Source organism: Mobilibacterium timonense (assembly GCF_900155555.1).
Classification (GTDB): domain Bacteria; phylum Bacillota; class Clostridia; order Peptostreptococcales; family Anaerovoracaceae; genus Allobaileyella; species Allobaileyella timonense.
The window spans coordinates 413,766-426,102 of sequence record NZ_FUHN01000008.1 but is presented as its reverse complement, the minus strand read 5'-3'; the positions used below and the strand labels follow the sequence as shown (position 1 = coordinate 426,102).

Sequence of the window (12,337 nt, the reverse complement as noted above, 5' to 3'; positions counted from 1 at the left end):
AACAGTATCGTATGCCGGAGTTCTGCGGCTATGCGCCGTACGGTGGCCGGCCCACAGGTGCGGCCACCCGGTCCGCTACGCGTATTTGTGGCGGTGGCCGTCGAACTTGTTGTCCAGCCCCTGGATCCCCAGGTACGACAGGCCTTTGTCCCGGGCCAGATCTTCGATGCTCTGGATGTCATCATACTCGATGATGAGAGTGACCCCGCAGCAGATGCTGAGCTGCCGGGGAGTAGGGGCGATCCGGTTGGAAAGGCCGGCCTGATCCATCGCCTGGTGCATGGCGAAGGCCTCGTTGCTGTTGTTGAATAGCATGTAGTAGTGCTCCATCCCGGGCTCCGGTTTTTCCCGGAAGGCCCGCTCCCTGTCGCTGTACCACGCCTCTTCAAAATCCTTGTTCTTTTCCATATCTTTTTCCTGATCCTTTCCTGGCTGATCTTGCATTGCCGATGAGGGCCTTTCAAAAGAAAAACTCAGGCGGACACCGCCGCCTGAGCTAGAAGGGAAATTTTCCGGGCTTATCCCAGAATTTCGATGAATGCGCCGATCCTTGTCTTGAGCTGCTGAGTGTCGTTCTCTGAGTAGTCGGTCTCAACAGAGAGTACAGGAATGCCGGCTTCCTTGAGGGCCTTCTGGAGGTTGTAGCTCTCGATGTCGTAGGTCTGGCAGAACTTCAGGTGGCTGTCGATGACTCCGTCTACATTGTACTCCTTTGCCAGCCTGATGACATCCTCGATCCTGTGCTCGTTCGGCGTGAAGCATGCGCAGTGGATGTCCATGTATCTGTTGGCCAGGTTGTCCACCATCTCGTCGATGGTCTTGCCGGACTCGTCTACCAGGTTGCTGAAGTATCTGGTTCCTGTGCAGGTCTCCTCGCAGACAACGGCGCCGCCGGAGGTCTCGATGATGTTGTGGAGCTTCCAGTTAGGGATAGACTGAGGTGTTCCGGAGAGGAGGATCCTCTTGGTGCCTTCAGGGAATACGCTCACGCCGTCCTTGACTCTGGTCTCCAGCTCATCGCAAAGGGTGTTGACCATCTGTGTGAAGCGGACAGGGTCATCGTAGTACGCGATCTGCATGATCAGGAGAACGTCGGTGCCGGAGATAGGCAGGTTCTGGGCCTTGCGTGTCTCGTAGAGGCGCATGAGAGCCTTTCTCTTGGCGTTGACCTTCTTGATGTTTTCGGCCAGGTTCTCTTCTGTCACCTTATTGCCGGTGTCTTCCTCGACTACCTTGATCAGCTTCTTGATCTCCTCGGCCCACGCCTTGATGTCCTCAGGTCTCCTCATGGAAGGGATCTGCATCACGGTCATAGGAACGTCCTGAGCCAGGATCTCATATGCCTTCTTTTTGCCGTCGCAGGTGGTCTCGCCGATCAGCCTGTCAACGAGCCTGAAGAACGGGCATGTGCGGTCCAGCCTTGCGCCCACGCTGGCCTTGATGAGAGGACAGACGTTGGCAGGGAGCACCTTTTCGCCGCCTGGTACCCAGAAATCGGATCCCGCGCAGAGTCCCGTGGCAACTCCGCCTGCAGCCAGGATGACCTCGTCAGGAACATATGTACAGAAGGTGCCGAAAACCTTGCCGCCGTTCTTTCTGAATTCCACCAGCTCAGCAGGTCTCACCCCGTGAACGTCCGCAAGGACGAAATCGAAGTAGTCCATCTTCTCCGGTCTGTTCTTCTGGGACATGAAAACGTCCCCTACAGCAGCAGGAAGAACCGAGCACAACTGGTCGTGGTGCTCAACGTCCATTCCGAGTTCTTTCCACATTTTCAGATTGTCAGCCATGAATAATGCCTCCATTTGATCTCAAACACTTACCTAAACAATTATAGTTTTGTGTTAAGAAGTGGACAAATTGCCGGTGACAATGGCAATTGAAAGCATTATAGAAGATTCAAATAGTAGACTGAAAAGGTATTTAAAAAAGGGCAGTGGCGGTGCCGGGGCCTGCGGGGCCGTGAGTTATGCGGCGTAAGCGTCCGTTCTGGAGTCCGTACGCACTATACAAAAAGATGGACTTTCGCTCTCAGCCGCCCCTTCCGAGTGCTGCCCTCATCCCCGAGATAGATGAATTTCCCAAGTCCCCTTACCGAGACACGATCGTTCTCTCCCGGTTCGAAGGATGAGCTGGTGATCAGCCGGCCGTTGACTGTGACCTTTTCCCCCTGGATCAGGGCCTGCGCCTTCCCCCTGGAGAGGTGCCACACCATAGTGATGATGGAGTCCAGCCGTATGGAGGCCACGGTGCCGGTCAGCTCACGGAAGTCAGGCTCCAGGTCGCAGGCGGACGGCGGAATGATCTGGCAGGAGACAGTGGTGTGTTTCACACGGGTGAGTTCACTGGCGATCAGTTCCGCTACGTTTTCTGCACAGAAAATATACGCCATTCCCCGGGGATGGGATCTCCCGGTTTCCTGGGGCCTCTGGCCGTCCTCCGGGTCGTGCTGGTTCACCAGTATGTCGCCGGTCATGCTCCGGTCTATGCCCAGGTTCATCAGGGCACCCAGGTAGTCCCGGTGGGTCAGCGGGTCCGCAAAGCCCGGGTTCACGGGGCTGGCGCACACCAGACTGATGGAGCCGTTTCCGGAGAGTTCGTCCTGTATGAGCTGATCGGCATCCATATATGACGGCAGGAAAAATATCCTCGCTCTGTCGCTGTCTTCGCGCCCGCCGAAGACGATATACGGAACGCCGTTGAAAGTGTTCAGCCCAGGCGAATGCTGGTGCCCGGGCATCTGGTAAAATTCCGCCAGCTCCGAGGCGGAAAGAAAATTCGTGTGTGTCAGGTAGTCGCCGTTCCAGCACTGCCTTGAAAGGTCGGCTATCCTGCCGGCCAGAAGCTTGTCCTTGTCCATCGTGGTCCTTCTTTCATTTGGTATGTGGTAATTATAATATATTTCATGGGTGTATCTCTATGGATGCCGGAATGCGGCAGGCAGGGATGCAGGAGGCTGGAACGTATCGGCCAGCGACGAGACGCAGCCGGCCGATGATGGCCTCGGCCGGCGAACGAAAACCCGAACGATCACGCCGGGGCGAAGAATCTTTTTCGGGAAAAAGAATGAAAACGCTTCACCGCAGGTCGCGCGCCTGCAAAAACCCTGGAAGTGCTGTTCCACGACGGGGTGCGGGATGTATAATGAAGGGTAAAATTTTTTCTGGAAGGGCGCCGCGTCCGGGGGCTGGAGCGAGCAGCGGCCGCGGCTTAGATATTATGAAAAATGGAGCCTGGAGCTCCGGGAGGTAGAGATGCAGGAATACACACCGATCAAGTCCGGAAAGGTCCGGGAGATCTACGACAACGGGGACAGCCTGATCATGGTCGCAACAGACAGGATCTCGGCTTTTGACCACATCCTGAAGAACAAGGTCACGGGGAAGGGCAAGGTCCTGACCCAGATGTCCAGGTTCTGGTTCGACCTGACGAAGGATCTCGTGCCGAACCACATGATCTCCACTGACGTGAACGACATGCCGGAGTTTTTCAGGACGCCGGAGTTCGACGGCAACAGCATGATGTGCAAAAAGCTGGAGATGCTGCCTGTGGAGTGCATCGTCCGCGGCTATATCACCGGAAGCGGCTGGGCCAGCTACCAGAAGACCGGCGAGGTGTGCGGGATCAGGCTTCCTGAGGGCCTGAAGGAGTCGGAAAAGCTGCCTGAGCCTATCTACACTCCAAGCACTAAGGCGGAGATCGGTGATCACGACGAGAACGTGAGCTTCGAGAAGAGCTGCGAGGAGATCGAAAAGTATTTTCCTGGAAAAGGCCGTGAATACGGAGAGAAGATCAGGGATTATACTATAGCAATCTACAAGAAGTGCGCCGAGTACGCGCTCAGCAGGGGCATCATCATCGCGGATACGAAGTTCGAGTTCGGCGTGGATGAGAACGGACAGGTGGTTCTGGCTGACGAGGTCCTGACTCCGGACAGCTCCAGGTTCTGGCCGCTGGAGGGATACAAGGAAGGTCAGTCGCAGCCGAGCTACGACAAGCAGTTCGTGAGAGACTGGCTGAAGGCTAACCCGGACAGCGACTACGACCTGCCGCAGGAGATCATCGACAAGACCATCGCAAAGTACAAGGAAGCATATAAGCTGCTCACGGGAAAAGAGCTGTAGGGATTACGGGAAAAGCATGAAATAAGGGCACCCGCGGCCCCTGTATCTGACGATCAGATATGGGGGCTGCGGGTGCCTTTTTGTGTGACCAAAAGGGTGGGAGCTATGGGGAAATTGCGTTAGCAGCATATTTATATATTTTTTTGAATAAAAAAATCCGCGATTTTGGAAGAAATTGTGGATACCGCTTTTGTGAGATGGGGATTTTCCAGGGGAAACGCCGGGTTTTCGGCGTTTCCCCTGGAAAATCTACCAATCGATAACCTGAAAAAAAGAACAAGACAATACGATCCTCGATCTGGCGGCTGGAAATGACCAGATGGTCACAGGGATCAGATCCATAGATCTCAGAACTATAGCGATGAGACTAAACGTTTTGATGTGGTGAGACCGGAGCGCACTTGAAGAAAGAATATATATACTTTTTCTATTCATTACCTCGTCAACACCGCTGATCACTGGAAAAAGTTCCAGGGGAAACGCCAAAAAAAGGGCATGTATATGGAATTAGGATTTTGCGTAAAAATCCACAGCCGTTATTAGATCTGTTCTGATCATTTGGACAGAAAATTTTCGCAACTGTCTATTGACAGTTGTGAAAATTCGTGAGTTTTGCGGTGTGCAGGCGGACGGACGTCGCCTGCGTTTCTTTATCTGTCGGTGATCGCGAGGTATATCGCATGACGCGTCCCGATAATAGAAGTTAGACAAATCTAACTTTTCCCGTTGACAGGCCGGAAACTTTCGATATACTGAGAGATGGACGTGGTTAGATAGGTCTAACCACGCGCCTGTAGTTTAACCACGTGGCCCGTAGTCTAGCCGCATGTGGGCGTAGCCTGACTGCATGGAATGTGGCCTGATCGCGCCCATCCGCTTTCGATTGCAGGAGGTAAAAAAATATGGACAAGGTATATGTTGTGTATTGGTCGATGACTGGAAATACTGAGGCAATGGCCCGGGCTGTGGCCGAGGGCGCCGCTGCCGCCGGCAAGGAGGCTGTGCTCAAGTCCGTGAGCGAGGTAAGCGCCGATGAGCTGAAGGACCTGGCGGGATTCGCCCTGGGCTGCCCGGCCATGGGAGACGAGGTTTTGGAAGAAGGGGAGTTTGAGCCTTTCGTTTCAGAGCTTGAGGGTTCCCTCAGCGGTAAAAAGGTCGGTCTCTTCGGCTCTTATGGCTGGGGCGACGGCCAGTGGATGAGAGACTGGGCCGAGCGCATGGAAAAGGTGGGCGCCGAGGTCGTAGGCGGCGAGGGCGTCATCTGCAACGAGGCGCCGGACGACAGCGCCGTGGCGGATTGTCAGGAGCTGGGCAAAGCGCTGGCGGCCCTGTAGGAAGCTGCGCTGGAGCGAGGTCCGCGCGAGACGGCGAGTCCTGAGACGCGCGAGGACAGCGTGATGCCCGGATATCAATATGCGATCGTGAAACTGAGATGAGGAGAGTGCTGGAGGCACCATGGAAAGAGACCCCTTGGAATGCAACATCATAAAAAACTGCGCCGCCACGCTGGCCGGCCTCGGGACGGCGGGGATGTTCAACGCCGGCTGTCCGGACCGCAGGTGTCTTGAGGAGCGCCTGATCGAGCTCAACCGCAGGTTGTCGCCAAAGGGCGTCCTGGCGGAGATACTTCTTTTCCGGGAAAACACTGCGCTCATCTACGTCTATCGCCCGAGCCGTCTGGCCAGGTGCCTGGCTGTGCCTGAAGCGCAGGAGATACTTTTGCGGTACGGATATAGCAGCGCTGAAATGAGCGATTCCCTGGAGCGCCTCCGGGAGAGGTTCCGGGAGAGCAGCGGGTTTCCCCACGAGATCGGGATCTTTCTGGGGTATCCGGCCTACGACGTGGGGCAGTTCATCGAGAACAACGGCCGCAACTACCTGTGTTGCGGGGTCTGGAAGGCCTACAGCAGGGAGGAGGAGGCGCGGCGGATATTTTCGCGGGTCCGGCACTGCACTCAGGTGTACCAGAGTGCACTGGAAAAAGGGGCCAGTATCGACAGGCTCACGGTGCCCGAGTTTGCGATATAAAAAAGCTGCCGGCCGGCGAGTGATCGCCGGTCGGCAATTTTGTATGGTCGGCCGAAGCAGCTGCGTTCAGCTTCGTCACTAGTTTTTCTTCTTTCTCTTCCATGCGAGGCCGCCGAGGGCAGCTGCCGCACAGAGGAGCGCCTGTCCGATCACGATATCGGGCAGGTAATATCCACCAGCTCTTCGATCATGTCGTGGAGGAGCCGGACTTCTTTTGTGTCGGCGGCCTTGTAGTAGACTTCCTTTCCCTTGCGGCTGCTGACGATGAGCCCGCTGGCCTTGAGGCGCGCCAGGTGGTGGGATACGGCCGGGCTGCTCATGTCCATCATGGCCGCGATGTTGATCACGCACTCCTCCACGTGGCAGAGGAGCCAGAAGATCTTGAGGCGCTTTTCGTCGTCGATCTGCTTGTAGATGTTCGCGATGTGGGAAAACTCCCGGTCCTCCGGCATGTGGTCCTGGAGCTGCTGTATGTGAGTCTGCTGCCCGTGGTCGTGGGGCAGTTTTTTTGCGCTTCCGTCCGTGGAAGAGTCAGGTTTTTTGCTGAGGTCGTTCTGGTCTTTCATGAAAAAACTCCTTTTTGAAAGGCGGGGGATTGTGGCGGCGCCGGCCATCCGTCTTTGTTGCTGTCAGGCGACACGCGCCTTGCCGCGGGCTGCCGCGGGGCGACAAACTTTTTTTACACTTGCCCCTTGCCAAATGTTATTACGCAGTATATCATACAGATAAACAATTAAACAAATACTTAATCGTTGTGACGCATTAAAACAAAACCGAAGGATACACCAGATAAACGAACCGGAGGCACAGAGATGAAGAAGAGCTACAAGATCTACGTAGATTGCGCGAACTGCGCTAACAAGATGGAGGAGGCTGCCAACGAGGTGGCCGGCGTGAAGAACGCGGTGGTGAATTTCATGACCCTCAAGATGAACGTGGAGTTCGAGGACGATGTGACTCCAGAGACGAGGAACCAGGTGATGGACGAGGTCCTGAAGAACTGTCGGAAGAAGGCGGACGACGACTGCGAGATCTTTTACAAGTAGCGGCCGTTATGCCCGGAAGCCCGGCGTGCAGCCGGAGTGTATCGAGAGTGAAATAAAATGGATAAGAGACAGAAGAAAATATTGGTGAGGATCCTGGCGGCCGCGGCCATGCTGGTGGTCATCAGGTTCATGCCGGTCCACGGACTGGTGAGGTTCCTGCTGTATCTGGTCCCTTACCTGACTGTTGGATACGACATCCTCAAGAAGGCCTGGAAGGGCCTGATCAGGGGCAGGGCTCTTGATGAGAACTTCCTCATGGCAGTGGCCACCATCGGAGCCATTGCGCTGGCGATCTACGAGGACGGCGACTACACAGAAGCGATAGCCGTGATGCTTTTCTATCAGGTGGGAGAGTGGTTCCAGAACTACGCCATCGGGAAGAGCCGCAAGAACATCACGGAGCTCATGGACATCCGCCCGGACTACGCGAACATAGAGAGGGACGGCCAGCTTGAGAAAGTCGATCCGGACGACGTGGAGGTCGGCTCCATCATAGTGGTCCAGCCCGGGGAAAAGGTGCCGATCGATGGCATCGTGGTTGAAGGGACGTCTACACTGGACACCAGCGCCCTCACGGGGGAGAGCGTTCCGCGCTCGGTCGGCCCGGATCAGGAGATCAGCAGCGGGTGCATCAACCAGACAGGCGTCCTGAAGATCAGGACGACGAAGGAATTCGGGGATTCCACTGCTTCGAAGATCCTGGACATGGTAGAGAACGCAAGCTCGAAGAAGGCCCGCACGGAGAATTTCATCACGAGATTCGCAAGGGTCTACACCCCTGCGGTAGTCTACAGTGCTGTGGCACTGGCGGTGCTCCCGCCGGTGATCCGCATGGCCTTCATGGGGATAGCCCCGGAGTGGGGACAGTGGATCTACAGGGCCCTTACGTTCCTCGTCATCAGCTGCCCGTGTGCGCTGGTGATAAGCATTCCGCTGAGCTTTTTTGCCGGCATCGGCGGGGCAAGCAAGGCGGGCGTCCTGGTGAAGGGCTCCAGCTACATGGAAAACCTCGCCCAGGTGAAGACCGTGGTATTCGACAAGACCGGCACACTGACAAAAGGCGTTTTCCAGGTCCAGGCCGTCCACGACGTCAACGACCACGACCTGCTGTGCAAGGGCTGTGACAAGTGCGACCACGCCGATCCGGAGTGCGCTGAAGCCGACAGGCGGCTCAGGGACAGGATCCTCGAGTGCGCCGCCCTGGCGGAGTGCGCCTCGTCCCACCCGATCAGCCGCAGCCTGCAGAAGGCCTACGGCAAGGTCATCGACAGGGACAGGGTCTCGGATATCGAAGAGATCAGCGGAGCCGGAGTCAAGGCCGTGGTGGACGGTGTGCCGGTGGCGGCCGGAAATGCCAAGCTCATGAAACAGCTGGGCCTTGAGGTCCACGGGTGCCACTCAACTGGAACGCTCGTATATGTCGCCATCGACGGAAAGTACATGGGGCACATCCTCATAAGCGACGTGGTGAAGTCCACATCGGAGGAAGCCATCAGGCTCCTGGAAAAAGAGGGCGTCCGCAGGACCGTCATGCTCACGGGCGACAAGGAGTCCGTGGCCGCGGCCGTGGCGGAAAAGCTCGGGCTCACCGAGCACCACTCCGAGCTCCTGCCTGGAGATAAGGTGGAGAAGGTTGAGGAGCTCATCGCCCAGGAGAGGGGCAAGGAAAAAGTCGCCTTCACCGGCGACGGTGTCAACGACGCTCCGGTGCTTGCGAGGGCGGACGTGGGCATCGCCATGGGAGCCCTTGGCTCCGATGCCGCCATCGAGGCGGCGGACATCGTCCTGATGGACGACGACCCGCGGCAGATCGCCCAGGCCATCAGCATCTCCAGGAAGACGCTCCGCATAGTATATGAGAACATCTACTTCGCGATAGGTGTCAAGCTCCTGTGCCTGGTGCTCGGCGCCTTCGGAATAGTGGGCATGTGGGCCGCGATCTTCGCAGACGTGGGCGTCATGGTCATCGCCGTGCTGAACGCACTGAGAACGCTAAGAGTAAAAAGGCTTTTCCAGCCCGAGAAAAAGCCTGAGAGAATATGACGAAAACTTCAAACAGGCGGAGGCTGCAAGTGTTGAAATCACAGGCACGCGAATATATAATCAACCGGTGATGAACTGGTTGCGCGCAGGCATCACCAGGGGTGCGCCCCGGAGGAGGTGCCTGCTTTTGAATAGGAGGAGAAAAATGACAAAAGTAGATATTTTTTCGGGATTTCTCGGCGCCGGCAAGACGACGCTGATCAAGAAGCTGATCGCAGAGGCATATAAGGGAGAAAAGGTCGTCCTTATCGAGAACGAGTTCGGCGAGATCGGCGTCGACAAGGGATTCCTCAAGAACACCGGGATCCAGATCAACGAGATGAACGCCGGCTGCATCTGCTGCACGCTGGTGGGAGATTTTGGAAGGGCCCTGAACCAGGTCATAGACGAGTATGATCCGGAGAGGATCCTCATCGAGCCGTCCGGAGTGGGCAAGCTCAGCGATGTTATCATCGCCGTGCAGGATCTCCACAACGACAGGATCCAGCTCAACGGATTCACTACCGTTGTAGATGCCAAGAAGTGCAAGATGTACATGAAGAACTTCGGCGAGTTCTACGAGAATCAGGTGGAAAACGCCAGCTCCATCATCCTGAGTCACGTTCAGGGGATGAGCCAGGAGAAGCTCGACCAGGTGGTCGCCCTCCTGAGGGAGCACAACGAGGATGCCAACATCGTGACCACAGACTGGGACGAGCTGGACGGAAAGCAGATCCTCCACATCATGGAGGAGAAGAAGACCCTTTCCGCAGAGCTGGACAGGCTGAGGGAAGAGGCCTATGCAGAGCAGGCCGAGCACGAACACGAGCATCATCATCATGATCACGACGAGCACGACCACGATGAGCACGAGCACCACCACGACCACGACGAGCATGAGCATCACCATCATGACCATGACGACCATGATCACGATCACGATGAGCACGAGCATCACCATCATGACCATGACGACCACGAGCACCATCATCACCACGATCACCACGGCCATCACCACGCCGACGATGTATTCGACGAGTTCGGCGTTCAGACCGCCCACAAGTACGACGCTGAGGAGCTGGTGGAGATTCTGGATTCCCTCCAGAACTTCGCCGAGTGCGGCCAGGTGCTGAGGGCGAAGGGCATCGTTCCTTCAAAAGACGGCGGCTGGCTTGAGTTCGACTACGTTCCGGGCGAGCCGGAGGTGAGGCTGGGAAGCCCTGAGACGACGGGCATGATCTGCGTCATCGGCGTGGGCCTGGAGCAGGACCGCATCAAAGAGCTTTTCCAGATAAAGTAATTTTTCCACGGGAGTCAATGAATGCCTAAGAGAGTAGAAGAAAATCTGAACAACGACGTGCCGGTATATCTGTTTACCGGCTTTCTGGGGGCTGGAAAAACCGACTTCATCCAGGACACTCTCTCCACCCCGGACTTCAACGGGGGAGAGACCACCCTTTTACTGGTGTGCGAGGAAGGCGAGCAGGAGTATGATGAGTCGAAATTCGTGGACCCTGTGGCCATCCACGTCATCGAGGACAAGGAGGAGCTGAACCCCGACGACCTGCGGGAGCTGGTGAGGCTGTACGAGCCCGACAGGGTCATGGTCGAGTACAACGGCATGTGGATGCTGGAGGACTTTTTCCGGGCCATGCCGCGGAACTGGGTGATCGCACAGGAGATGACCTTCTTCGATGCCACCACATTCCTCATGTACAACCAGAACATGAGGCAGCTGTGCTTCGACAAGATGAAGACCGCGGAGATGGTGGTCTTCAACAGGTGCCAGAAGGGCTTCGACAAAATGCCTTACCACAAGGAGGTCCGCATCGCCAACCGCAAAAACCTGATCGTATACGAGTACAGCAAGTTCGACATGGAGCCTGATAACATCGAGGATCCGCTGCCGTTCGACAAGGAGGCGGCCCAGATCGAGATCAAGGACGACTGGTACGCGGAGTGGTACCGGGATATCAACGAAAACGACGCCGAATACGACGGCAAGACCATCATCGTAAAGGGCCGCGTGGCCATGGCCGACGAGCTCCCGGAGGGGCAGTTCGCCTTCGGCAGGCACGTGATGACCTGCTGCGTCCAGGACATCCAGTTCGCCGGCCTCCTGTGCTACTACAGCGGCGCGGGCGACTTCAAGACGGGCGACTGGGTTACGATCAAGGCCAAGGTCCGCGTGGAGTACAGCAAGGTCTACGAGGAAAAAGGCCCTGTGCTCTACTGCAAGTCCGTGGAGGCCTGCGAGCCGGCGGATCCGGAGGTGGCGACGTTCTAGGGAAGTTCGAGGAAAAAAGTGCGGAGCGGGGCCGCGGTGCGGGTTCGGGGGCACTGGGACGCCTGCCGCTGATCCCGACAACTGCGCTAGTCACAACAAATCGCATTGCCGGATTTCTGGAGCTGCAGCCGCGATGCGGGTTTGGGGCCGCTGGCCGTTTCGCAACTGTTAAAAAATGACGAAGGCATTCAAAACCATGAGATGTGCGGGTTTGAATGCCTTTTTTTGCCAAAAGGCGTCCAGTACTGCTCGGGAAGCCGGTAATGAGCAGTAGAGAAGCCGGAAAAGAGAATTTCCACTGCTCGTGAAGATGGATACGAGCAGTAGAACCGCAGGAAAAGTTCGCCAGTACTGCTCGGGAAGCCGGTAATGAGCAGTAGAGAAGCCGGAAAAGAGAATTTCTACTGCTCGTGAAGATGGATACGAGCAGTAGAACCGCAGGAAAAGTTCGCCAGTACTGCTCGGGAAGTCGGTTTTGAGCAGTAGAATAGCAGAAAAAGAGATTTCCTACTGCTCGCGAAGATGGATACGAGCAGTAGAACCGCAGGAAAAGTTCGCCAGTACTGCTCGGGGAGTCGGTTTTGAGCAGTAGAGAAGCCGGAAAAGAGAATTTCCACTGCTCGTGAAGATGGATACGAGCAGTAGAACCGCAGGAAAAGTTCGCCAGTACTGCTCGGGAAGTCGGTTTTGAGCAGTAGAATAGCAGAAAAAGAGATTTCCTACTGTCCGTTTGGATCTAAATGAACTTTTGCACGAAAAGGGGAAAATATTTTTGTACAATTTTTATCACCGGATAACTATCCATGCACGATCTCAGTTTTACAAAAATG

Annotated in this window: 11 protein-coding genes; 7 read left to right on the top strand and 4 right to left on the bottom strand. The window is 56.0% G+C overall.

Annotated features, from left to right (window positions below):
- Positions 1-75: 75 nt before the first annotated feature.
- The 3 genes from BQ7382_RS07975 to BQ7382_RS07965 form a co-directional block, all read right to left on the bottom strand.
- A complete protein-coding gene (locus BQ7382_RS07975) occupies positions 76-408 on the bottom strand; it encodes a DUF3343 domain-containing protein (protein ID WP_159437270.1) in 333 nt (110 codons plus the stop codon).
- Between the two features lie 110 nt (positions 409-518).
- Positions 519-1,790, bottom strand: a complete 1,272-nt coding sequence (locus BQ7382_RS07970; RefSeq protein WP_077391582.1) for a double-cubane-cluster-containing anaerobic reductase — start codon at positions 1,788-1,790, stop codon at positions 519-521.
- A gap of 215 nt (positions 1,791-2,005) precedes the next feature.
- A complete protein-coding gene (locus tag BQ7382_RS07965; RefSeq protein WP_077391581.1) occupies positions 2,006-2,860 on the bottom strand; it encodes a YlmH/Sll1252 family protein in 855 nt (284 codons plus the stop codon).
- A 394-nt stretch (positions 2,861-3,254) separates the two neighbouring features.
- Between BQ7382_RS07965 and BQ7382_RS07960 the strand changes: the two genes are divergently transcribed.
- The 3 genes from BQ7382_RS07960 to BQ7382_RS07950 all read left to right on the top strand — a co-directional run bounded on the left by BQ7382_RS07960 (position 3,255) and on the right by BQ7382_RS07950 (position 6,152).
- Positions 3,255-4,124 carry a phosphoribosylaminoimidazolesuccinocarboxamide synthase gene (locus tag BQ7382_RS07960; RefSeq protein ID WP_077391580.1) on the top strand — a complete coding sequence of 290 codons (870 nt, stop codon included), beginning with the start codon at positions 3,255-3,257 and terminating at the stop codon, positions 4,122-4,124.
- 902 nt (positions 4,125-5,026) lie between these two features.
- The gene (locus tag BQ7382_RS07955; protein WP_077391579.1) at positions 5,027-5,458 is read left to right on the top strand and encodes a flavodoxin; all 432 of its coding nucleotides are present in this window, start codon (positions 5,027-5,029) and stop codon (positions 5,456-5,458) included.
- A 121-nt stretch (positions 5,459-5,579) separates the two neighbouring features.
- A complete protein-coding gene (locus BQ7382_RS07950) occupies positions 5,580-6,152 on the top strand; it encodes a DUF3793 family protein (RefSeq protein WP_077391578.1) in 573 nt (190 codons plus the stop codon).
- A 149-nt stretch (positions 6,153-6,301) separates the two neighbouring features.
- Here the strand turns inward: BQ7382_RS07950 and BQ7382_RS07945 are convergent, their stop codons facing one another.
- Positions 6,302-6,718, bottom strand: coding sequence for an ArsR/SmtB family transcription factor (locus tag BQ7382_RS07945; RefSeq protein WP_077391577.1), 417 nt, complete (start codon positions 6,716-6,718; stop codon positions 6,302-6,304).
- Positions 6,719-6,964: 246 nt separating this feature from the next.
- Here BQ7382_RS07945 and BQ7382_RS07940 point away from each other — a divergent pair, with 246 nt between their 5' ends.
- From BQ7382_RS07940 to BQ7382_RS07925, 4 genes are all read left to right on the top strand, one after another.
- Positions 6,965-7,198: a cation transporter gene (locus BQ7382_RS07940; protein WP_077391576.1), complete on the top strand. Its 234-nt coding sequence runs from the start codon at positions 6,965-6,967 to the stop codon at positions 7,196-7,198.
- A 57-nt stretch (positions 7,199-7,255) separates the two neighbouring features.
- Positions 7,256-9,241, top strand: coding sequence for a heavy metal translocating P-type ATPase (locus BQ7382_RS07935; protein ID WP_077391575.1), 1,986 nt, complete (start codon positions 7,256-7,258; stop codon positions 9,239-9,241).
- Positions 9,242-9,386: 145 nt separating this feature from the next.
- Complete coding sequence (locus tag BQ7382_RS07930) at positions 9,387-10,520, top strand: CobW family GTP-binding protein (protein ID WP_077391574.1); 1,134 nt, start codon at positions 9,387-9,389, stop codon at positions 10,518-10,520.
- A gap of 21 nt (positions 10,521-10,541) precedes the next feature.
- On the top strand, positions 10,542-11,507 hold the full coding sequence (locus tag BQ7382_RS07925; RefSeq protein WP_077391573.1) for a TIGR03943 family putative permease subunit: 966 nt from the start codon (positions 10,542-10,544) through the stop codon (positions 11,505-11,507).
- Positions 11,508-12,337: the final 830 nt, after the last annotated feature.